Annotated in this window: 26 protein-coding genes and 1 tRNA gene; 6 read left to right on the top strand and 21 right to left on the bottom strand. The window is 39.6% G+C overall.

Annotated elements, in window-relative coordinates; genetic code table 11:
- The first annotated feature begins 15 nt into the window (after positions 1–15).
- The 3 genes from HU830_RS07175 to HU830_RS09060 are packed head-to-tail and all read left to right on the top strand — an operon-like array spanning position 16 to position 1,122.
- Positions 16–603: a tyrosine-type recombinase/integrase gene (locus tag HU830_RS07175; protein WP_176943086.1), complete on the top strand. Its 588-nt coding sequence runs from the start codon at positions 16–18 to the stop codon at positions 601–603.
- Positions 603–869 carry a site-specific integrase gene (locus tag HU830_RS09220; protein WP_407647497.1) on the top strand — a complete coding sequence of 89 codons (267 nt, stop codon included), beginning with the start codon at positions 603–605 and terminating at the stop codon, positions 867–869. Before HU830_RS07175 ends, HU830_RS09220 begins: the two co-directional genes overlap by 1 nt.
- The gene (locus HU830_RS09060) at positions 847–1,122 is read left to right on the top strand and encodes a tyrosine-type recombinase/integrase (RefSeq protein WP_194946746.1); all 276 of its coding nucleotides are present in this window, start codon (positions 847–849) and stop codon (positions 1,120–1,122) included. The genes HU830_RS09220 and HU830_RS09060 overlap by 23 nt, the downstream gene beginning before the upstream one ends.
- A 240-nt stretch (positions 1,123–1,362) precedes the next feature.
- On the opposite strand, the gene HU830_RS07160 is transcribed toward HU830_RS09060, so the two are convergent.
- The 4 genes from HU830_RS07160 to miaA form a co-directional block, all read right to left on the bottom strand.
- A tRNA-Arg gene (locus HU830_RS07160) sits at positions 1,363–1,436 on the bottom strand.
- Between the two features lie 48 nt (positions 1,437–1,484).
- Positions 1,485–2,825 (bottom strand): type I glutamate--ammonia ligase, encoded by a 1,341-nt coding sequence (gene glnA / locus HU830_RS07155; RefSeq protein ID WP_176943085.1) that lies wholly within the window; start codon positions 2,823–2,825, stop codon positions 1,485–1,487.
- A gap of 18 nt (positions 2,826–2,843) precedes the next feature.
- Positions 2,844–3,215: a MerR family transcriptional regulator gene (locus HU830_RS07150; RefSeq protein WP_176943084.1), complete on the bottom strand. Its 372-nt coding sequence runs from the start codon at positions 3,213–3,215 to the stop codon at positions 2,844–2,846.
- A gap of 83 nt (positions 3,216–3,298) precedes the next feature.
- Positions 3,299–4,225 carry a tRNA (adenosine(37)-N6)-dimethylallyltransferase MiaA gene (gene miaA, locus HU830_RS07145; protein WP_176943083.1) on the bottom strand — a complete coding sequence of 309 codons (927 nt, stop codon included), beginning with the start codon at positions 4,223–4,225 and terminating at the stop codon, positions 3,299–3,301.
- 103 nt (positions 4,226–4,328) lie between these two features.
- Between miaA and HU830_RS07140 the strand changes: the two genes are divergently transcribed.
- On the top strand, positions 4,329–4,514 hold the full coding sequence (locus HU830_RS07140; RefSeq protein WP_176943082.1) for a DUF3042 family protein: 186 nt from the start codon (positions 4,329–4,331) through the stop codon (positions 4,512–4,514).
- A 131-nt stretch (positions 4,515–4,645) separates the two neighbouring features.
- Here HU830_RS07140 and HU830_RS07135 read toward each other — a convergent pair whose 3' ends face one another.
- From HU830_RS07135 to HU830_RS07075, 13 genes are all read right to left on the bottom strand, one after another.
- On the bottom strand, positions 4,646–5,047 hold the full coding sequence (locus HU830_RS07135; RefSeq protein WP_176943081.1) for a rhodanese-like domain-containing protein: 402 nt from the start codon (positions 5,045–5,047) through the stop codon (positions 4,646–4,648).
- Between the two features lie 15 nt (positions 5,048–5,062).
- Positions 5,063–6,022, bottom strand: a complete 960-nt coding sequence (locus HU830_RS07130; RefSeq protein ID WP_176943080.1) for an ROK family glucokinase — start codon at positions 6,020–6,022, stop codon at positions 5,063–5,065.
- The gene (locus HU830_RS07125; protein ID WP_176943161.1) at positions 6,015–6,230 is read right to left on the bottom strand and encodes a YqgQ family protein; all 216 of its coding nucleotides are present in this window, start codon (positions 6,228–6,230) and stop codon (positions 6,015–6,017) included. Before HU830_RS07125 ends, HU830_RS07130 begins: the two co-directional genes overlap by 8 nt.
- An 11-nt stretch (positions 6,231–6,241) precedes the next feature.
- Complete coding sequence (locus HU830_RS07120) at positions 6,242–6,916, bottom strand: rhomboid family intramembrane serine protease (protein ID WP_176943079.1); 675 nt, start codon at positions 6,914–6,916, stop codon at positions 6,242–6,244.
- Between the two features lie 60 nt (positions 6,917–6,976).
- Positions 6,977–7,126: a 50S ribosomal protein L33 gene (gene rpmG, locus HU830_RS07115; protein WP_176943078.1), complete on the bottom strand. Its 150-nt coding sequence runs from the start codon at positions 7,124–7,126 to the stop codon at positions 6,977–6,979.
- 78 nt (positions 7,127–7,204) lie between these two features.
- Positions 7,205–9,310 carry a peptidoglycan D,D-transpeptidase FtsI family protein gene (locus HU830_RS07110; RefSeq protein ID WP_407647496.1) on the bottom strand — a complete coding sequence of 702 codons (2,106 nt, stop codon included), beginning with the start codon at positions 9,308–9,310 and terminating at the stop codon, positions 7,205–7,207.
- Positions 9,311–9,394: 84 nt separating this feature from the next.
- On the bottom strand, positions 9,395–9,691 hold the full coding sequence (locus HU830_RS07105) for a HesB/YadR/YfhF family protein (RefSeq protein WP_176943077.1): 297 nt from the start codon (positions 9,689–9,691) through the stop codon (positions 9,395–9,397).
- A 53-nt stretch (positions 9,692–9,744) separates the two neighbouring features.
- Positions 9,745–10,218 carry a transcription elongation factor GreA gene (greA, locus tag HU830_RS07100; RefSeq protein WP_228765873.1) on the bottom strand — a complete coding sequence of 158 codons (474 nt, stop codon included), beginning with the start codon at positions 10,216–10,218 and terminating at the stop codon, positions 9,745–9,747.
- Positions 10,219–10,287: 69 nt separating this feature from the next.
- Positions 10,288–10,938 carry a uridine kinase gene (gene udk, locus HU830_RS07095; protein WP_176943076.1) on the bottom strand — a complete coding sequence of 217 codons (651 nt, stop codon included), beginning with the start codon at positions 10,936–10,938 and terminating at the stop codon, positions 10,288–10,290.
- A 53-nt stretch (positions 10,939–10,991) separates the two neighbouring features.
- Positions 10,992–12,146 (bottom strand): endolytic transglycosylase MltG, encoded by a 1,155-nt coding sequence (mltG, locus tag HU830_RS07090; protein ID WP_176943075.1) that lies wholly within the window; start codon positions 12,144–12,146, stop codon positions 10,992–10,994.
- Positions 12,147–12,217: 71 nt separating this feature from the next.
- On the bottom strand, positions 12,218–14,638 hold the full coding sequence (gene pheT, locus HU830_RS07085) for a phenylalanine--tRNA ligase subunit beta (protein WP_176943074.1): 2,421 nt from the start codon (positions 14,636–14,638) through the stop codon (positions 12,218–12,220).
- A 6-nt stretch (positions 14,639–14,644) separates the two neighbouring features.
- Positions 14,645–15,688, bottom strand: coding sequence for a phenylalanine--tRNA ligase subunit alpha (gene pheS / locus HU830_RS07080; RefSeq protein ID WP_176943073.1), 1,044 nt, complete (start codon positions 15,686–15,688; stop codon positions 14,645–14,647).
- 311 nt (positions 15,689–15,999) lie between these two features.
- On the bottom strand, positions 16,000–16,764 hold the full coding sequence (locus tag HU830_RS07075) for a TrmH family RNA methyltransferase (protein WP_176943072.1): 765 nt from the start codon (positions 16,762–16,764) through the stop codon (positions 16,000–16,002).
- Positions 16,765–16,868: 104 nt separating this feature from the next.
- Here HU830_RS07075 and HU830_RS07070 point away from each other — a divergent pair, with 104 nt between their 5' ends.
- A complete protein-coding gene (locus HU830_RS07070) occupies positions 16,869–17,141 on the top strand; it encodes an acylphosphatase (protein ID WP_176943071.1) in 273 nt (90 codons plus the stop codon).
- A 22-nt stretch (positions 17,142–17,163) separates the two neighbouring features.
- Positions 17,164–18,150, top strand: a complete 987-nt coding sequence (gene yidC / locus HU830_RS07065) for a membrane protein insertase YidC (protein WP_176943070.1) — start codon at positions 17,164–17,166, stop codon at positions 18,148–18,150.
- 270 nt (positions 18,151–18,420) lie between these two features.
- Here the strand turns inward: yidC and HU830_RS07060 are convergent, their stop codons facing one another.
- From HU830_RS07060 to HU830_RS07045, 4 genes are all read right to left on the bottom strand, one after another.
- Positions 18,421–19,923, bottom strand: a complete 1,503-nt coding sequence (locus HU830_RS07060) for a HAMP domain-containing sensor histidine kinase (protein WP_176943069.1) — start codon at positions 19,921–19,923, stop codon at positions 18,421–18,423.
- Complete coding sequence (locus HU830_RS07055; protein WP_176943068.1) at positions 19,920–20,609, bottom strand: response regulator transcription factor; 690 nt, start codon at positions 20,607–20,609, stop codon at positions 19,920–19,922. Before HU830_RS07055 ends, HU830_RS07060 begins: the two co-directional genes overlap by 4 nt.
- Positions 20,610–20,757: 148 nt before the next feature.
- Positions 20,758–22,176 (bottom strand): NADP-dependent phosphogluconate dehydrogenase, encoded by a 1,419-nt coding sequence (gene gndA / locus HU830_RS07050; RefSeq protein WP_176943067.1) that lies wholly within the window; start codon positions 22,174–22,176, stop codon positions 20,758–20,760.
- Between the two features lie 41 nt (positions 22,177–22,217).
- Positions 22,218–22,769, bottom strand: coding sequence for a YceD family protein (locus HU830_RS07045; protein WP_176943066.1), 552 nt, complete (start codon positions 22,767–22,769; stop codon positions 22,218–22,220).
- Position 22,770 lies beyond the last annotated feature (1 nt).

Below are 22,770 nucleotides of genomic sequence, written 5' to 3'. Positions count from 1 at the left end.
AAGGGAGGTCTAACTATGGCCCAAATCTATAAACGTGGAAAAACGTGGGGATGTCGTGTGTCTTTTATTGATAAATCTGGATTCAAACGAAAATCTGATGCAACGGATGCAGCCCGAGAAATTGAATTAAGAAAAAAAGCTACAAATGTAGAAAAACGTGAAATAATTACATTTGCTGATTATTTTAGTAACTGGATTCAAGTTTATAAACTTGGAAAATATTCGCGTAATACAGAATTAAGATACCTTGCTTTCGGAAAAAAGATTTACGAATACTTTGGTAATACTCTTCTTAAAGATATTACTAAAGCTAATTATCAGCAATTTATAGATCAGTATTCTGTTAATCGTTCAAAAGCTAGTGTACGAAGAGTAAACGGATATGTAAGCACGATTGTTCATGAAGCCATTGAGGAACAATTAATCTATCGTGATTTTACTCATAATATTTTGATTAGTGGTTCAGAACCCAAAGCAGATAATTTAAAGTTTTTAGAATTAGACGAGGCTTCACGACTCAAACAGTACGCTTATGAAAGACGCTCCTTAAAAGCAGTATCATTCTCTTTGCACTTGCCACAGGGTGTCGCTATGGCGAAATAGTGGGACTTACTTGGCCTGATATTGATTTTAATAATAAAACTGTAAACATCAATAAAACTTATGATTATATTACTCGCGTAGGTTTTAAACCAACTAAAACAAAGAGTTCCGTTAGATCCATTGATATAGACACTAAAACCTGTGAGTTACTAAAGGAATTGAAACAAATTCAGCGTAAACTCTTTTTTAAGCAAGGATTTAAGAATACCAATCAATTAATTTTTCTCAATAACCGTCATTATATTGTCTCTGAATATTGTCTCTGACAATGGCGCTAACAAAGTTTTGGTAGCTGCTTTAAAAAGCCCTGAAGTTCATTCTCAAAACATTATTACTTTCCATGGGTTGCGTCATACCCATGCTTCAATTCTGATTTCTAAAGGCGTCGACGTTGATTACATTGCCGAACGATTGGGTCATTCTGATACTAGTATTACATTAAGAGTTTATATTCATCTGCTTCAAGATAAGCGTATCGAAGATAAAAACAATGCTCTAAAAGCTATTGGTGAAATTTAAAGTGCACTTCAAATTTGGAGTGTCCTTTTTTATACCCTTTATCGTTGATTTGCCAGCCTTTTTTAGCCACTAAATTGTGCACATAATGTGCACGCAAATTAATATTTTTTAAAATGTGCACCAATTGTGCACACAAATCTCGAAGGCTTTAATACTGGTCTTCTGCCCGGTCTATCAAGCTTTTTAAAGTATTAAAAAACCGCAAGGCTAAGGTTAGCTTGCGGTTGAATTACGCTTTTATGTCGCAGGTGAGATTCGAACTCACGACCTACGGTTTAGAAGACCGTTGCTCTATCCAGCTGAGCCACTGCGACAAACAAGTAACATTATAGATAAATCCTTAGTTACTTGTCAACACTATTTTAGAAGCGTTTCAGGTATTGCTTCCGTTCCCAACTAGAAACCGTCTGACAATAAGCTGACCATTCGAGCTCTCTTGAATCGACAAAGCTCTTATAAATATGGTCTCCTAAAGAAGCAATCACAATCGGGTCGCGTTTCAACGCCTTAACCGCATTGTGTAAGGTTGAAGGCAGATCATCGATTTGATTAGCTGCTCGCTCTTCTTCGGTCATGGTATAAATATTCCGGTTAACTGGAGCCACAGGATCCTTTTGTTCTTTAATCCCTTGCAAGCCACAATCTAAAATTGCTGCAATTGTTAAATAAGGATTAGCCGTCGGGTCAACACTCCGCATCTCTAGACGAGTTCCTTGTTTTCTCGACATTGGCACCCGAATTAACGGTGAGCGATTCTTTCCCGACCAGGCAACGTAAACTGGAGCTTCATATCCAGGCACTAAACGTTTATAAGAATTTACAGTTGGATTATTAATGGCGGTCAAAGCCCGTGCATGCTCCATTAAACCGTTAAGGAAATACATTGCTGTTTGGGAAAGCTGATTCTTAGTCTCTGGATCATAGAAGACATTTTGCCCTTTTTGAAAGAGAGACATGTTAATATGCATTCCGGAACCATTAATTCCTTCAAGTGGTTTTGGCATAAAGGTAGCATGCAAGCCATGCTTGCGGGCAATTGTTCGAACAACTAATTTAAAGGTTTGAATATCGTCAGCGGCCTCAAGTGCGTCAGCATATTTAAAGTCGATTTCATGTTGCCCTGGAGCAACTTCATGGTGACTAGCCTCAACCTCGAAGCCCATCTTCTCTAACTCTAAAACGATATCGCGGCGGCAATTCTCTCCTAAATCAACCGGCTCGAAGTCAAAATAACCACCATTATCGTTTAGATTTAAGGTTGGCTCACCTTTCTCATCTAATTTAAATAAGAAAAATTCTGGTTCCGGCCCAATATTAAAACTAGAAAAACCGGCGGCTTGCATCTTTTTAATCACTCGGATTAAGTTATTCCGGGGATCACCTACAAACTCAGTGCCATCGGCCATGTGAATGTTACAGATTAGGCGAGCAACCTTGCCATGCTCCGAATTCCAAGGAAAGATTAACCAAGTACTAAGATCAGGATAGAGAAGCATATCACTTTCTTCAATTCGTACAAAGCCATCGATTGAAGAACCATCTAGAGTCGCTTTATTAGCTAGAACTTTATCCAATTGATCGATTGGTACTTCGACATTTTTAATAATTCCATTAATATCTGTAAACATCAACCGCAAAAATGCAACTTGTTCTGCTTGAGCCATACTTCGAATTTCATCCGCCGTATACTGTTTTCTAGCCATTAAAAAGTCCGCTCCTTATTAACCTAAACTATTCGGGCCTTGATTATCTAACCATTGACCCGCCCGCAACATATCTTCTTGAAAAATCTTTCGAGCTTGAGTATCCGTGATCGCCGAAGTAGTGGTCGCTGTAACTTCTGGCTTAATTGAGGCTCCCAAAACACGCCGAACCTCTTTCATAGTCATTCCCGAATCCAAGTAATCTTTTATTTCTAATAAACGATTAATATCATTTAAAGAATATAGACGTTGATTACCTGTACTTCGTTGGGGTTTAACTAACTCAAAAGATTCGTAATAACGTAATTGGCGCGCCGATAAGCCTGTTAATTTCATGGTTGAACTAACGGTTAAAACCGCTAAACTCTGACGTAATTCTTTTTCACGCATCTCTTTAACCTCGAACTGGGATCACTATAACAACTTCTGAGAAAACCGTCAATATTTCATGTTAGCTTTCCTGACATCAAATATTATTTTTGCCAAAATTTTTGAACCATTAACTCCAAGCGGCATCGCTGCTGGGGTTCTTCTAATAAATCAAACCAATGAACTGTTAGCTGATGCCGAAAATAAGTTAGTTGTCGTTTGGCAAAACGACGAGAATTTCGTTGAATTAGTTCCACTGTTCGCGCCTTAGTTTGGCTTCCGTCAAAATAAGGAAACCACTCTTTATAGCCGATAGCTTGTAAGGCCGAACCGGCAGCTTGACGACGTTCATACAACCAGCGGGCTTCTTGCTCTAACCCCTGATTCACCATCTGTTCCACCCGTTGGTCAATTCTTTGATACAATAATTTCCGATCCGCAGTCAATCCTAAAATTAAACAATCTAGTGATTGTTCAGGAGCTAATTGCTGACTGAAAGTTTGGCCCGTTAACTGCAAAACCGTCAGGGCTCGTAGTAAGCGATGCGTATTTTGCGGAGGAATTTTTGCGGCTGCTTCTGGGTCTTGGGCGGCTAGCTCTTGCCATAAAGCTTGCGCCCCCTCCTGCTGCAAACGACGCTCCAATTGTTGGCGGATCTGATGGTTCTGATCAGTACTGTGTTCGCCCCCTAAATTCAAATGATCAATGAGAGCTTTCAAGTAAAAACCGGTTCCGCCAACGACAATTGGTAATTTTTTCTCTTGATTTATCCGGATAATTAACCTCTGGGCTGCTTGTTGGAATTGGTAGGCACTATAATCTGCTTGAATCGTTTGAATATCTAAAAGATGATGGGGAATTTGTTTTCTTTCTGCCGGCGTAGCTTTAGCCGTGCCAATATCCAAATGGCGATAAATCTGCATGGAATCACCAGAAATAATCTCTCCCGAAAATCGCTGGGCTAATTCAATGCCGAGAGCTGTTTTGCCAACTGCTGTTGGTCCTAAAATAATAATGGCTTTGGGTTTCATAAATTTCTCCTAATAGCATCAACTAAGGTAAAAAGTTAGTTTTGGTTGAAATTAGAACTCAAGTTGGTGATAATAAAAGTAGATCTTTAAGGAGGTAAACATTATGAGTTCTAAAGGCAGTTTAATCAAAGGGGTCATCATCGGTTCTTTAGCTACTGCGGGTGCAGTTGCCGGATCAGTTTTTACTTACAAGAAAAGGGTTATTCAACCCCAATCCCAGGCTGACCAGCGGATTGAAGATAACCGCCGCCGAGCTAATCGGAAGGCTCATTCCGCACACGTGCACTAATTTAACTCTTAATTAGTAGGATTAGCAATAAGTGTGACCAAGATGCCTTTTTCCAGTTAAATAATTCCATTTGATACACGAAAGAGCGAATGAAAAATCCATTCGCTCTTTAATTTTGTTTACCTTTATATTTAAATCTTAGTAGTTTTTTTAGTTTTACCATTCCATTCGCTATAACCGTGTTTCAGCCATTTAACGGAAGTAAAACCCTTTTTCTTAAGTTTTAAAGCTGCTCGAACGCTTAAACTACTACCCTGTTCATACAAATAAACCGGTAAATCAGGGCGCAATTCTGTAGCCAACATTTTTAATTGAGTATAAGGTAAATTACGTGCTCCTAAAATATGTCCCGAATCAAAATATTTCTTTTCACGCAGATCAATTAATTGGGCTTTGCGCATGGTTGATTCAAATTCTTCTTCTTCTAAGGCACCACCTAATTGCCGGGCCCGTAAGTAATAATAAAGCCATGAACCACCATAGTAAACTGCAAAAATTAAAATAACTAAAATTAACGAATTAAGAAAAGACACTTTGTTTCCTCCCTACTAATTATCTAAAACTAAGGAAGCTGCGCCGATTACGCCGGCTTCGTTACCCAAAGTTGCTAATTTCAAAGTCGTGGTTTTAGAAACTGCGGGGAAAACATATTTTTGATAGGCAGTATCAACTTTTTCTAATAGAAAGTCACCAGCATTAGAGACGCCACCGCCAATAATAATGTATTCGGGGTTTAAAGTAACTCCGACAACACTTAAGGCTAATCCCAACTGGTTGCAGACATAGTCAACTACTCGAAGTGCTAAAGGATCATCTTGTTTTGCTAAATCAAAAATATCCTTAGAGGTAATATCTTGGCCATCGTCTAGTTTAGCCTTTAGTTGAGAATCACCAGCATATTCTTGTGCAGCATCGCGAGCTACCCGGACTACACCGGTAGCTGAGGCAACCGTCTCTAAACAGCCCTTTTTGCCACAGGTACATTGGTAGCCCGCCGGATCCAAAGTCATATGTCCAATTTCCCCAGCTGAACCTCCGTGACCATGAACAATGTGACCGCCTTGAACAATTCCGCCACCAACTCCGGTACCTAAGGTTACAAAGGCAACATCTAGAGCATTATCGCCAGCACCTTTCCAACGTTCGCCTAAAGCAGCCACGTTAGCGTCATTTTCAACAATAACTTTAATTCCAGTTCCAGCTTCAATCTCTTGTCTGATCGCGATTGGTCGATCCCAATTAAGGTTAAAGGCGCTTTCAACAGTTCCAGTTGAATAGTCAACACTTCCTGGTGTCCCAATTCCAATTCCTAAAAATTGTTCGGGACTCATTTGATACATCTTCAAATGATGATTAATTGTCTCAATGATATTGGGAATAATATTATTACCATCATTTAAAACATCAGTTTGAATACTCCAACGTTGTTGAACTTCTCCTGCGAGAGTTAAAATCGCGAATTTGGTGGTCGTCCCTCCTAAATCAATACCAATTAATTTCTTATCCATCTATAATTCCTGCCTTTTTCTTTTCCAGCTCATGTTCACGGTTGAGAACCAATTTACAGGTTATAAAAGTAGGCTGGTCAATCACTTGCTCATGATATAACCGATCCAATTCTAGAGCCATTAATTCAATATCCCAAATTCTCTTGCCTACATAAACATAAATTCCAAACTGTTTGAGAACTTGTTGGACATCGTATAAGGTGCGAATATTGGTTTCTTTCATACTTTCACAACCCCAATTCCATATAAACCAAGAGCCATAATAATTAAAAATCCAATGATTATTATACGCCATAAATTAGAGATTTCGGGAGGAATTTGAGCGACTTTCGTAACTAAACCAAGCCCTAATCCTGTCAAAGCTCCACCAAGATGGCCCCATAAATCAATTCCCGGAGTAAATAAATCCAGACCTAGGTTGAGAATAATCAAGACACCAAACTGTCGCGACCATTGCCGAATAACAGGATTTTCTCGAAAAGTGACCCCTAAGGCCACATAGAGGCCGAAAAGACCAAATAAGGCGGTACTGGCTCCGGCACTAATTCCACTAGCACCAACAGCAAAACTGAACAGATTACCGCCAATTCCTGTTAAAAGATACAAAATTAGAAAACGTAGTGAGCCATATAGGGGCTCTAAATTCAAGCCAATAAAATACAAAGTTATCGCATTCAATAGTAAGTGTTGCCAGCCAATATGCACAAACATGGGGGTAATCAGCCGCCACCATTGACCGTGAGCCACCAAAAGGTCAACTTTTGCCCCACTTTGTACTAAAGTTAAAGCATTAGTACTGCCTCCATGAGTGACTTCCCAAAAAAAGACAGCTATTTGAAGTGCTAACAGAAAATAAGTCGCCCAAGCAACTTTCGTGTTTCTAAAACGCTCCATTATCTTACCTACTCTCGACTTTACTGTACAAAAAAACAACAGGAACTACCTGCTGTTTTTTTACTTAGTTTCCCGATGCAATGTAACTTTTCGTTCACGAGGGCAATACTTGTTCAATTCCATCCGGTTAGGATTATTACGTTTGTTTTTGTTAGTTAAGTAATTGCGTTCGTGGCATTCGGTACATTCAAGTGTAATATTAACGCGCATAAACAATGAGCTCCTTTATCAACTGAGTGATATAACAACTCCATTATCGTATCATTTTTGAACTCGTTTGACCAGTATTTATTTTGCGTCTTTTTTATCTTCTGTCTTAAAGTAATCAGTTATCATGCTTTTGGCAATTGTTAAATTATAGCCACCTTTTTCACTACTCAAGTTAGGCAGGACAATCGCAATCGCTAAAGTCGGATGATCCGCGGGAGCATAAGCCACCATACTCAAGGTAATCGTCGAAGGTGGATTAGGACTATTAGGGTTATCGGCATCATAGTAGAAAGACTGGGCGGTCCCCGTCTTTCCAGCGACGGTTGGTTTAATATTAGCCAAAGAACGAGCAGTTGTCCAATCATTATTTCCATGAACTACATTATAGAATCCGGTTTGGACCACTCCTAACTGCGCTGGAGTAAAGTTCACTTGATTTAAAACTTGAGGTTTAGTTTGATTAATAACCGGCCCCAGAGAACCATCGCGTTCACTCTTTTGAATCGACTGCACAATATAAGGACGCATTCGATAACCACCATTAGCAATGGTTGAAACATACTGTCCCATTTGCATTAAGGTATAAGCGTCATAGTTCCCGTAAGATTCATCCAAAGCAGAACCAGCCTTAACCATCCCACCACTCATCGTTGGTCCTTCAATACCATCCGATTCGCCGGGTAAATCAATTCCTGTTTTTACGCCTAAGCCAAAAAGATTATAGTTACTGCGTAATTTCTGAAAAATATCAGGATCAATCTTAATATATTGGCGAGGAGTATATTTTGCGTGACCCTGCCGCATAACCAAGCGCATCATGTAAATGTTTGAAGAAACCTCTAAAGCTTGCGAAGCTCCCAAAGATCCAAAAGTTCCAATTGGATAGACAGATTTTTTAATTGGTGTACTTGGCAGATAAATCGGCTCATCTGACAAGACATTATCTGTCGGACTAATTGCGCCCGACATTAATCCACCCAAGACAGTGGCTCCCTTAACTGCTGACCCCATAACAAAGGTCCGATTGATAACCCCTAAAGAATCATCCGTCACTTTATTGGTTTTGGGATTGTAGTGCACACCTGACATTGCTAAAATTGCGCCAGTTTGGGGATTTAAGGCAACTGCATAGGCCCCATCAGAATATTGGGTAACTCCATTAGATTGGGCCGACGCAAAAGTCGACTTCAAGGCCTGATCCACTTTCTTTTGGTAATCAGAATCAATCGTCAAATTCAGATTAAGTCCTTGGGCACCTTTATACTTTTGAATCGAATCTGTCAGACGATTATTTGATCCAACAGAGATTTGCGTTTTAGACTTACTACCTCGCAAAATCGGTTCATACTCTTGTTCCAAATAGCTCGTCCCCACACGATCATTGCGAGAATAGCCTTGAGCTAGTAACTGGTTGATCCGATCATCTGGTAAGCCCTGTTTTTCAGTAGAGACTTTCCCAATCACACTGGTCATCGAATCTCCCATCGGGTAAGAACGCTGGGAATCAATTCCAACTTGAATCCCGGGTAATTCGATTTGATGTTCACTAACTTCCGCCACTTCTTTCGGGGTGGTTTTATTGTTTTTAATATAGACAGTTGAGTATTGATAAGCAGCATTCATCTTTTGAAAAATTTCTGCAGCTTGAATCTGTTCCGGCGTATAGGTAATTTCACGCTGCTGAACAACTTTTAATAAGCGATTATAAAGCTTCTTATCGGTTAAGGCATTAATTGCTTCCTTGTCCATTCCCTTAGTGGCCTGCTTATAAATTCGCTTATAATTTTTCTTGTCAGCCAAATAATAATCAGCTTTACTTCGATCGGTTAAATTATCGGCTTCAATATGCACATAATGCTGCAAACGATTAGCAATCTGATACATATCCTTAGCCTTAACGTTACCGCTCTTGGTATAGGTAATCGCACTGTTTGGTTCATTTCCCACGATTAACCGCCCCTTGGAATCATAAATCAACCCCCGTGGTACATTTCCTTTAATTACCGTCCGATCGGACAGTTCCACCTCAGCCTGAAATTTATGACCATTTAATAGCTGTAAATTAGCTAATTGGCCGATTAATAAGGCACATAGCAAAAAGACAATTACTAATAATAAATTCAGCCGAAATGGTAGTAAAAATTGGGTAGTTTTAGATTTCTTAAAACGTTCCAGTAATTTCACGGAAAACTCTCCTCAAGGTAGACTTACGTTGATTATTATAACAAAAAAAGACAACTTGCAATATGCAAATTGCAAAAGTCGTCTTTAAGCTTCCGCTACAAAAGTATAGCTAGGACTATCATGTTTGGCGTCATAATCAATTTCCAAATCATAACCAGTAAAGAACCATTCATCAATATCGTCAAAGAAATAACTAATTTCCTGATATTGAACTTCATAAAACGGTTTTTGTGGTTTTTCTGGTCGAAAGGCAATTGAAAACCCCTCATGAACATTAGTCTTTCCATAGACTTTCCCGTAGAAATGAATTCCATCTCCCGATTTTAAGTCCAAGTTAGTTTGATACCACTCTTGTGCCGCTGTACTGACTGTCATCTTCATTTATATCACCCAATTCATCCTAGCATGAAAACGATTTGAAAGCCAACTAAATTCTAATTTTCAACTTTAATAATTTTAACTTGAAAACTAGCCGCTGGCGTTTCAATCATCACTTCATCGCCAACTTTTTTTCCAACTAATGATTTCGCGATTGGAGAATCATTACTGATTTTTCCTTGATCAGGATCTGATTCAGCGGAACCAACAATCTTGTAGGTTTCTGGTTCTTCACCTTCTTCTTGGAAAGTTACTGATTTGCCAACCGAAACTTCATTTGAATCAACATCGTTGACATCCACCACGTCAGCATACTGCAACATAGTTTTAATCTCTGAAATTCTTGATTCAACGACACTTTGTTCGTCCTTTGCCGAAGAATATTCCGAGTTTTCCGATAAATCCCCAAAACTCCGGGCAATCTTAATTCGTTCAATAATTTCTGGCCGTTTCTTTAATTTCAAATCTTCCAATTCTTGTTCTAAGTTTTGTTTGCCCTCAGCTGTCATTGGGTATCTTTTCTCAGCCAATTGTTACACCCCATTATTCTTAGATTATTAACATTATGCAATACAATCAAAATATGTCAAATAAAAGTCCTACTGTAATTTCGATTGCTCGTGAATTAAATACTTAATTTTAGAAATCAATAAATCAATGGCAACTTTATTAGCGCCGCCTTCAGGAATAATTAAATCAGCAAATCGTTTGGTGGGTTCAATAAATTGTTGATACATGGGACGAACATGTTCTAAATATTGACTAAAGACTGTCTCTAAGGTGTAGCCTCGTTCATTAACATCTCGTTTGATTCGGCGAATAAGACGCAAATCATCTGCCGTCTCGACGAAAACTTTAATATCCATTAAGTCCCGCAAACGTTGATCATAGAGAGTTAAAATACCTTCTAAAATAATCACGCTTGCCGGTTCTTGATGGTGAGTCTTTATTGTTCGATTACTAGCAACAAAATCATAAATTGGAACCTCGATCCCTTGAAATTGACACAACTTTTGCAAATCAGCAACTAGTAAATCTAAATCAAAAGCTAAGGGATGATCAAAATTTTGTTCTTTGCGTTGTTCATAAGGTAGATCCAACTTCTTATAATACGAATCCATTTGTAATAAGGCAATCGATTCAGCATCAAAAGCTTGGACCAGCTGCTGAGCAATTGTGGTTTTCCCGCTCCCTGACCCCCCACTAACTCCAATGATTAACGGTTTTTTCGTTGTCTGTTGGAAACCCAATTTGCATAACTCCTATCAAAAGAGACTGACAAGGGTCCTGCCAGTCTCTAAAATTATTGATCTAACTGAGAATTGGTATCTAAATGCTGCGAGTACGAAGTTGAGTAGTAAACTTTCCCAGTCTTCAAGTTCGCTACAAAGTAGAGATAACCTCGATCGCGTTCAGCTGGATTCAAAACTGCTTGAATCGAAGCTAAACTCGGTGAATTAAATGGTCCGGGACCATAGCCCTTGTTTTTATACAAGTTATACGGTGATTTTACACTAGTATCCTTATTAGTCAAACTGCGTTTATGCTTATTTAAGGCATACATTACCGAAATATCAGATTGGAGCGGCATTTCTTTATCGATCCGGTTGAAGAAAACGCCGGCAATTTTGCGCCGATCAGTATTTGTAACCCCTTCTCGTTCTACTAGAGAGGCGAGGGTTAAAGTCTGTTGAACTGTCAAATGTTTATCTTTGATTTCATCTAAAAATGGGGTCAACTCTTGATTAGATTTATTCAACATCTGCTTAACCAACTGTTTCAAGGACATCCCTGGATAGTAAGAATAGGTTGCTGGAAACAGGTAACCTTCCAGATGATAACGAATATCCTTTACCGCCATTGTCGAATCTAATAGCTTGGGATACTGTTGCTGCATTTCTTTAAGAAACTTCGAATTTTTCATTAATTGTAAAAATTGTTTTTTGGAATAGCTCGTTCGTTTCGCAACAACATCTCCGATTTGGTCAATGGTTACCCCTTCTTTGACCAATACCGTATGAACTACAGATCCTGTTGGTTCAGAACTACCACCCTTTTGTAGTCGAGCAATAATTTGGGTTAAAGTCATCGACGGTTTAAAAGTATAATACCCCGCCTGAAAATCAGTATAATTGTGCGACTTAACGTAGTAATTGAAGACCGTCGCATTTCGAATAATCTTGTGTTCCTGTAATTTGGCCGCAATTTGTCCGTTTGAGGAGCCAATTGGGATTCGAACTTCAATCTCCTGCTGATCTTTGCGATCAAACGGCTGCAATGATTCGTTAACAAAATTATAGCCCAAAACACCAAGCGTCAAGATCAAGATAACGATAATTCCCAAAATCCAGTAAACGATCCGATTGACGACACTTTTTTCTTGTTGAAATTCTTGCTTACGTTGGGCTGCAGTTTGCAACTTATCCGGTTGCTGCTGACTAGGGTCTGAATTAGCCACAAATTAATCCTCCAAAGACTAATCTATTTGTTAACAAATAGATTAAGATTCTAACCTTAAACAAAATAAAGTTACCGAATTTGCGCTGCTAATTCTGTCTCCAAGGCGGTTTGAACATCCGTCATCCACTTATTAACAAGAGTATCAGTAAGCGTCATTTCCGAATTTTGGAATGTTAGTTGATAAGCCATGGACTTTTTGTGGCTTGCTGCCAAATTACCTTCATAAATATCGAAAAGATGAACAGTAATTAAGTCTGGACCAGCATTTTCTTGAATTACTTTTATCAACTGAGCATTCGTCACTTCTTGAGCCACGGCAACCGCGATATCTCGACTAACTGCCGGGAACTTCGGAGTTGCTTGAGAAACTTCTATTTTTGCAGGTGCGGCCATGATCCGATCCAAATTCAATTGGAAGACAACTGTTACCGGAAGTCCATTTTTCTTGGCATAAGCCGGATGCAAACTACCAATAAAACCGATAGTTTCTTCATCAAGCTTAACCCAAGCTGTTTGTCCCGGATGGAGTTGGGGAATTTGGTCTGTCGCAACGAAACTAACTTTTCCCTTCCGATTCATGCTAGTAAGTAGTTGTTCAAGATCGCCTTTGACATCGTAAAAGTCAACTTGACGTTTAGCTTCCTGCCAAGAAGCGGGAACAACTTCACCGGTCAAAACCCCAGCCAAATATTCAATTTCTTGGGGACGGACGGTTTCAACGTTCGGCTTCGGGAATACACGGCCCTGCTCAAATAAAGCAACATTATTTTGCTTACGAGCTACATTATATAATAAATTATCTAGTAAGCCACTAATCAAATTCAGCCGAAGATACTCATGATCATGCGTCATCGACCAATTAACCTTCGTCAAAGCTGCTGGCTCTAAGGCAAAAGCCTCCGCTTGGTCTTGGGTTAAGAGAGAATAACTAATAGCTTCATCGTATCCCAATTCTACCATTACTTGCTTCGCGTGACGGATAAATTTTTGCTGCGGGGTATAACTACCAATTGTTTGCGAGCTCACAGGCAAAGTGCTCGGCAATTTATCAAAGCCATAAATTCGGGCTACTTCTTCTACCAAATCGGCTTCAATACTGATGTCCCAGCGTCTTAAAGGTACAATCACACACAATTTATCATCTTCAGGGCGAACTTCAAAACCTAAGCGCTTGAAAATGGCGGTCATTTCAGCCGACGAAATTTCAGTTCCCAAGATATGGTTAATTCGAGCTGGCTGAATTGTAACTTCCGCAGGATTTAAAGGCGCTTGAATCGCAACTAATTGATCTTGCAAAACCTGTCCTTGAGCTAATTCTTGCAACATTTGGGCTGCCATATCCAAAGCTTCTGCAGTGGCTTCTAAATCAACCCCTTTTTCAAATCGAGAGGAAGCTTCTGTGCGTAAATTATGCCGTTGAGCTGTTTTCCGAATTCGAGTAGGATTAAAAACACCAGCTTCTAAGACTACATTTTGCGTCTTAGCTTCGATCATCGTACTTGCTCCACCCATCACTCCGGCCAAACCGATTGGCTTAATATCATTGGAAATAATGATATCTTGATCCGTTAATTCATATTCATTGCCATTTAAAGCGGCAAATTGTTCTCCATCTTGGGCTAGGCGAACATTTAATTTCTTACTACCTAATTTATCAAAGTCATACGCATGCAAAGGTTGGCCATAATCTAACAAAATATAATTAGTTACATCAACCACATTATTAATTGGCTTAATTCCATTATTCCAAAGTTTAATTTGCAACCAAAGAGGACTTGCCTGAACCTGAACATTTTGGACAATTCGGGTTCGATAACTGGAAGCTAAGGCTGGATCTTGAATTTGAACTTCTAATAATTCTGCTGTTTGGGGACTTGTTTCTTGGACTGTCGGTTGGGGAAAATGTGGCTTACGATCATACATTGCCGCTACTTCCCAAGCGGCTCCCCGCATCCCTAAAGCATCCGCCCGGTTGGGAGTTGTATCAAAATTTAAAATCGTATCGTCCATTCCTAAAGCGGCTGAAGCTGATTGACCTAATTCCAATTTAGCTTCAGCTGGGAAAACATAGATTCCATCTTTGAAAGCTTCCGGAACAACACTTTCGTCAAAACCAATTTCTTGCAGAGAACAAATCATTCCTTGGGATTCCACCCCCCGAAACTTACCGCGTTTGATTTTAGTATTCCCAGCAACACGGGCTCCATTCAAAGCCACAATCACCGTTTGGCCAGCGGCCACATTGGGAGCTCCACAGACAATCTGGAGTGGTTCGGTTTCACCCACTTCAACTTGACAAACTTTTAAGTGATCAGAATCGGGATGCTTTTCTAAGCTTGTAATTTTCCCAACTACTAGATTCTTTAAACCGGCGTCAGGTTGGATGATCTCATCGACTTCAATTCCGGTCACAGATTCCCGTTCAGCAATCGCAGTGGGAGTTTCAGGTAAATCTACATATTGTGCTAACCATTTTGTCGAAATCTTCATTTATATCTACTCTCCCTGGAATTGTTCTAAAAATCTAACATCATTCAAATAGAATTCTCGAATATCGTTAATTCCATACTTTAACATTGCAAAACGATCAGGTCCCAAACCAAAGGCAAAACCACCATAGACTTGGGGATCAACACCAGCATTAGTCAAGACATTAGGATGAACTAAGCCGGCACCAAGAACTTCGATCCAACCAGTCTGCTTACAAATCCGACAACCAGCACCACTGCAAGCAAAGCAAGAAATATCAACTTCTACTGAAGGTTCAGTAAAGGGAAAATAACTTGGTCGCAAGCGAATTTCGCGTTCTGCACCAAAGATATGCCGCGCCAATAATTCTAAGGTTCCCTTGAGATCAGCCATTGTAATATGTTTATCAATCACCAAACCTTCGATTTGATTGAATTGGTGTGAATGCGTGGCATCATCGGTATCTCGACGATAAACTTTTCCCGGACTAATCATTTTCAAAGGGCCTTGATTAAAATCATGTTTTTCCATGGTCCGGGCCTGAACAGGTGAGGTTTGAGTTCGCATCAAAATATCTTTAGTGATGTAGAAAGTATCTTGCATGTCTCGAGCCGGGTGATCCTTGGGCAAATTCAACATTTCAAAGTTATAATGATCTTCTTCGACTTCCGGACCATTAATCACCTGATAACCTAAACCAATAAACAAGGCTTCAATGTCATCAATCACTTGATTAATAACATGTTTATGTCCTTGGTGGCGCGTCCGACCTGGCAAAGTAACATCAATCTTTTCTTGGGCCAATTGAGATTGAGTAGCTTCTAACTCTAAATCTTCCTGAACCTGAGTTAAAGCAGCCTTCAGGTCATCGCGAATACTATTAGCTAAAGCTCCTATTTGGGGGCGTTCTTGCGCCGATAAATCTTTCATTTGCCGTAAAGCTTGGGTTAATTTTCCCTTTTTTCCCAAGAGTTGGACCCGGACTTGATTTAATTTATCCAAGCTATCAATTGTTGTAATTTGTTGTAAACCATTCTGACGTAAGTCAGTTAGGAGCGTTTTTAATTCCATAATTTCCTCCAGTTCCTTTCTCACCCTTCTCGTCAATTTATTTACGAGAAAGAAAAAAGCCCCGTCCCTCAAAGGGACGAAGCTCGCGGTACCACCCTAGTTTGCAGTCTTCAAATAAGACTCCACACTTAATTGTCGAATAACGCTGACCAACGTCTCAGACTCCAGACTGAATTCACACGAAAGTTAATCAATTGTTCTCACTATTATCAACTGTCACTAAATAAAAACCGCTTCGTGTTACTACGTTCCTTCATAGTCGTTGCTCTTATTTTAAAACTTTTAGAAAATAATTTCAATCTTTTCTTAACCTAAAGGCTATACATCAAAATTCCCGCCGCAATTGCAACATTCAAAGACTCGGCCTGTCCCCGCAAAGGGATATACAGATTTTGGTCAGTCAACTGCGCCGTAGCCTCTGTCAGACCCCCAGCCTCATTGCCCATGATTAAGGCCCAATCAGCTGGAGCTTGATAATTCTGGTAATCTTGAGCCTGAGCATCTACCAGAGTTCCCAAGATTGTTAAATTAGCTTCTTGTTTCAATTGGCGAATCATTGGTGCTAACTCAGCAGTAATGATTGGTAAATGAAATTGACTTCCCTGCATCGCTCTTTGGACCTTTGATTGCCAAACATCGGCACTATCAGGACTAATAATTACTCCTTGAAGTCCAGCAGCATCAGCCGTCCGAATCATGGTCCCTAAGTTTCCCGGATCCTGAATTCGTTCTAACAAGAGCCATTTTCCATGAAGTTCAGAGGGAAGAGTGACCTGGGGTAAGGTTAAAACTGCAAAAATTCCCTGCGGATGAACTGTCGCTGTTAACTCTTGCGCCACGGCTTCGGAAATTTCCGTAGTTTGATCAAATAGTTGCTTTACTAAGTGTTTAGGATCATGTTGAAGAAATTTTGTCGTAACATATAATTGTTGAATTTCAGCATGATTCTGTAACGCTTCCTCAACTAGATGTTCGCCTTCCAGTAAATAACGTCCTTGCCGACGCCGCCCACGAGCAGTAGCTAATTTTTTTAGTTCTTTAATTGAATTGTTTTTCGGTGAAGCCAAATATTGCATAAATGAACCCTTCCTTAATAACCGGCAAACAAAGATTTTAGTTTGCATGTTCTTAAAAGTTATAATAACATTGTAATCAATGTGTAAGTGAGGGGAAACTAAAATTGATAAAACATTTCAGTATTGATGTCTATGGTCAAGTTCAAGGTGTGGGCTTTCGCTACGCAACCTATACTTACGCTCAAAAATATCAAATCTTGGGTGGTGTAGAAAATTGCAACGATGGTCGAGTTCATATCGAGGCTCAGGGACCGGCCACCCAGCTATTAACTTTTCTTGAAATTATCAAGCAAGGACCAACTAAATGGGCTCAGGTCACTGATGTTCAAGTTCAAAGTCGACCTCTAGCTACTTATACAAAATTTGCATTATCTTAAACCAACTAAACTGGAGAATTAAATGAAGAAAAATTACAAAACCGGACTTTTAGGATCGCTTATTTTAGCTTTAACCTTAGTAACTTCAGCTTGTTCCAATGCTGGTCTCGGTGGTGGCAACGCCAAACCACCAACAGGTGGGCCGTATGGTTTCTTATACCAATATTTGGCAACTCCCTTCCAGCATTTAATCTTATATACTTCGCAAACTATTGGGGGAGCCAATGGTTATGCTTGGGGAATTATCATTATTTCCTTTGTTGTCCGCCTTATTTTACTACCTTTATCTCTAATGCAACAAAAAAAATCGATTGTCCAACAAGAGAAGATGAAGGGAATTCAACCGCAACTAAAATTAATTCAAAAGTATCAAAAAGAAGCAACCGATCAGGCTACCCAAGCTCAGATCAGCCAATTAATGATGCAGGTTTATTCAAAAAATAATATTAAATTGACTGGGGGAATCGGCTGTCTTCCTCTTTTACTCCAATTTCCAGTTTTTATTGCTATTTATCAGGCTGTACAATATTCCACAGAAATTTCTAAAGCTCAATTTTTAGGCATTCCCCTTTCCAAACCGAGTCTAATCATCGCCATTATTGCTACATTATTCTATGTCCTGCAAAGTTGGATGATGCTCAAAAGTGTCCCTGAAGAACAACGCCAACAGATGAAAACCATGTTATTCGTTAGCCCAGCAATGACCTTCTTCATCAGTGTCGCTTCTTCCGCCGCTTTGGGTCTCTATTTCCTAATCGGGGGTATCATCATCATTATTCAACAACTGATTAGTGATTACATTTTGACTCCTCGGGTTCGAAAACAGGTCGATCAAGAACTAAAACAAACTCCTGTGGTAACCGTTGTCGATGAAGAAAAACTTCAAGCCATGATTCAAACCCCAGCTACTAGTAATGATTCTCCTGCCAAAGCTCCTAGCCCTCAAAATGAGCAACAACATCAACGCAATCGCCAACGAAATGCTGGTAAGCAACAGCACCATAAATAGATCTGAATAATTCAAAAAAGGATGAAAACTTAATTCATCCTTTTTTATTTGCGGTAAAACTAAATTGTCAAATTAACAGAAGTTGAGGTGATTGGGGTAAACAAATTCTCTTCAAAGATTTCTTCAATAAAGGCTGGAAAAAGCCTTTATCAATCTGGAATTGCCCCAATACCAAGATTCCAAGAATAGAATCTCCCCATAAATTTAATCTAGCAAAAAACTGTTATCTAGAAGCCTCTTGGCTTTCAGATAACAGTTTTAAGAAATTCATTATTTACTTTTCTTTGGCGCTAGGGGTAGATTTACTCGAAAAATAGTTCCCGAACCAACGGCACTTTCGGCAGTGATTGTTCCCTTATACATTTCGACAATCTTCTTAGCGATGGGCAACCCTAAGCCATTGCCCCCGCTTTCCCGTGAACGAGCCTTATCAACCCGATAGAAACGAGCAAAGATTCGCTGAAGATCCTCTTGATCGATTCCAACGCCAAAGTCTTGAACCGCGATAGATAACATTTGACCTTCGGTGGAAGCCGACAAATTAATTTCTTTACGATCCCGTGAATACTTCACAGCGTTATCCAAGAGAATAATCAAGATTTGCATCAAATGATTACGATAAATTTGAACAATTGTCTTCGGCGGAACTGTATCGTCCATATTGATCTTAAAGTCAGGATGCAACATTACAAAATCACCATAAACTTGCTTCAAGGTTTCATTAGCCTGCGTTGTCTCATGGATATAATTAACTTCAATTTGTTCTGCTCGAGTTAAATCCAGCATCTCTTGAATTAATTTTTTCATTCGTGAGACTTCAGCCACCGAGGCATCCAAAGATTCTGCCAAAACCTGAGGATCATCTTTCCCCCAACGCTGTAACATCTTTAAATGCCCTTCTAAGACAGCAACTGGCGTCCGCAACTCATGGGAGACGTCTTGAACAAATTCTTTTTGTTGATTCGTGTATTCCTGCATTCGATCAAGCATTTTATTAAAGCGATCCGCTAAGTCGGTAATTTCATCATTCGACTTTTGCTTGGCAATCCGATCTTGCGAATCTGGATTATCATTAATCTTATCAATTGTTCGATTAACCTGCTTAATCCGTCTTACCAAAGGTTGAGTTAAAACATAACCCAAGAAAATACTGAGGATGATTGCTAAAACAACGGTTAATAGTAACTTACCATTGAGCTGTTGAAAAGCTCGATGATAAGAACGCATTCCATTATTAACTTTGACATAACCAATTAGCTTTTTGCTTGTATTGGAATAAATGGGAGCCACTGTTTCCAAGTAACTAGAACGCTTGAGCCCCTTTTTTAAAACAATCTCCCTAGATTGTCGATGGTTAAGTTTGGAATTAATTTGGCCAATCTTAAAGAGAGGGTGCAGTTGTGGATCGTATAGAACCATCGCCAAGTCACCCCGAGCCAATTGTTTAGACAAACTGTCACGATAAAAAGCTTCTGGATAACGTAATAAGCTATCACGTTCATCCTGATTACTAGAATCAGGGTTAGTTAGACTAGGGGCCAAGCGCAGGCGCACTTGTTCTTTCGTAAGCGGTTCTCGATAGACACTAAAGCGGGCATCAACAGCAGAAACAGTATCGCGGACATTATTCTCTTCAATCTGGACGAAAGCTTGTCCCACCGCTGTATAAATCAGTGTGGCTAAGATTCCAAAAATTAGAAAGAGCGCCAAACTAAGAAAACAGGTCCACTTGAGGCGAATCGTTAAGCGTAAGCTGGCTAATTTTTGTTTCATGGCCGAACAACATAACCGGTCCCACGAACAGTTTGGATATAACTTTCCTTATCCGGCAAATCAATTTTATTCCGCAAATAACGGACATAAACATCAACAATATTAGTTTCACTTTGGGTTGTATCACTACCCCAAACGTTCTTTAATAATTGTTCTCGACTCAAAACTTTTCCCATATTACTTAAAAGGGTCAAGAAGAGATCATATTCTCGGCGAGTTAATTCAATAATCTTACCATTGCGCGTTAGAGTATGCGCCTCTTTGTCCATAATCAGATCTCGATATTCAATCTTGGTGGAGTGCGGCGCCATCTTTTGGTCTTCAATATCAATTCGTCGCAATAAAGCCCGCAAGCGAGCCAATAATTCTTCAATCGCAAAAGGCTTAACAATATAATCATCTGCCCCATGATCTAAACCGGAAACTCGATCAATAATTGAATCCCGAGCAGTCATCATAATAATCGGTGTATTCTTTTCTTGCCGAATTCGCCGACAAACCTCAAGACCATTCAAAGTCGGCAACATCAAATCTAAAAGAATCGCATCCCAATCTTCACTCAAAGCAGCATCTAAGCCTTGACGACCATCTAATTCAATTTGAGTTTCGTAACTTTCATGTTGTAATTCTAATTCTACAAAACGTGCTAAATTCTTCTCATCTTCAATAATCAAAATTTTTGCCATATTATCGCTCCAATTCTTAACTCATCTTAATTTTATTAATTTTACAAATTCATTTTAGCATAGAAATCCCTCTAACTCCGAATTTAACACTAAATGAGAAGACAGAACATTGTTTCTGAGCAATGCCCTGCCTCAATGGTTCTCAATTCTATTGTTCTTCATACCAAGAATAATGGAAAATCCCTGGTTGATCAACCCGTTCATAGGTGTGTGCTCCAAAGTAGTCTCTTTGGGCTTGAGTCAAATTAGCGGGCAAGACCGCAGCTCGATAAGAGTCATAGTAAGCAATTGCCGCTGAAAAGGCCGGTACTGGCACTCCAGCTTGAACGGCCCAAGAAACTACTTCCCGAGTTGCATCTTGGTATTGATCACAAATCTTCTTAAAGTAATCATCTAAGAGCAAATTATCTAATTCAGGCTGAGCTTGGTAAGCTGCCGTAATCTTTTGTAAGAATTGAGCCCGGATGATACAGCCTTCACGCCAAATATTGGCGATCTCACCGTAATCTAAATTCCAGTCATAATGCTGAGAAGCGGTCTTAAGTTGAGCAAAACCTTGAGCATAACTCATGATTTTACTGAAATAAAGAGCTTGACGAACCTTATCAGTAAAGTCAGCAGCTAATTTCACCGCCGGCAATTTAGGACCTGAAAGAACTTGGCTGGCAGCTAAACGTTCTTTTTTGAAAGTCGAAATATAACGTGCATAGACGGCTTCCGTAATTAAAGATTGGGGAACTCCTAATTCTAAGGCACTTTGGGAACTCCACTTTCCGGTTCCCTTATTGCCCGCAGTATCTAAAATCATATCGACAATCGGTTTCTTAGACCCAAGATCATCTTCTTGTTGTAAAATATCCGCGGTAATTTCAATTAGATAACTAGAAAGCTCACCCTGATTCCAGTCCGTAAAGACCTGGGCTAACTGAGCGGTGCTTTCTTGTCCCACTTGCCGCATCAAGTTGTAACTTTCCGCGATTAACTCCATATCCCCATATTCAATTCCATTATGCACCATCTTTACACAGTGACCGGCACCATTGGGTCCAATATAAGTTACGCAAGGTTGACCATCATCAGTTTTAGCAGCAATTTGTTGCAAAACGGGAGCGACAAGGTCATAAGCTTCTTTTTGGCCACCAGGCATCAAAGATGGTCCTTGTAAGGCACCTAATTCTCCACCAGAAACACCCATCCCGATGAAATTAATCCCGGATTGATCTAAACGTTGATTTCGGGCAATGGTATCTTCAAAGAAAGTATTTCCGCCATCAATTAAAATATCACCTTGATCTAAGAGCGGCAATAAACTATCAATCACGGCATCCGTCGGCTTACCGGCTTTGACCATCATGATAATCCGCCGGGGTTTTTCTAAGGAATTAACAAAATCTTCTAAATTATAACTAGGGACTAATTTTAAGTCGGAATGATCCTTGACTACCTGTTCGGTCTTCGAACCGGTTCGATTAAAAATTGCGACGGTATAGCCACGACTTTCAATATTTAATGCCAAGTTTTTACCCATGACAGCCATCCCAATGACGCCAATTGTTGGTTTACTCATTAATTTGCCTCCTATTAAATACTCTAATTACCTCACTAAAATCAATCTTGATCTTCTTGGGGGAACAATGATTTCAACTTTGCTAGTTCTGGATTAACCTTATTTTCTTGCTGTTGTTGATACTGTTCTTCAGACATTACCGTCCACTGTTTTCCAGCGGGCATAACCTCGCTATTTTGCTCTTGCAGGGTCAATACTTGTGTCGGAATACTTAATAGTAAATTATCTTCTAAAACTTTCAAAAAATCCAACTCATCATGCGCAACAAACAATAAGACTTCAGCCTGTTCACGCTCTTCTGAAGTTAATTGCTGCTCCGATACATTAGTATAAGCTTCGTGAATCATAAAATCTAGCTTTAATTCCACCGGTGTCAGGCTTCTCGTTGACGGATAAGTTAACTGGGTTTGGACGTGAAAATCACCCCAAAAGAATGGTTTTTTCCAGGTTAAACTTCCTTGGACCAATACTGGTGTTAAGGCAATAATTTCCGGATCACGAATCTGTAAGTGCTCTTGAACATCAAAAGTTTGATCAATTTCTAAAGATTTTTGCTGATAGTTGGTTAAAGATAATTTCTGCCAATTTAACAAG

Origin of the sequence: Bombilactobacillus apium, from assembly GCF_013385145.1 — a bacterium.
Lineage (GTDB): Bacteria > Bacillota > Bacilli > Lactobacillales > Lactobacillaceae > Bombilactobacillus > Bombilactobacillus apium.
This window is presented reverse-complemented; position numbering and strand designations above follow the sequence as displayed.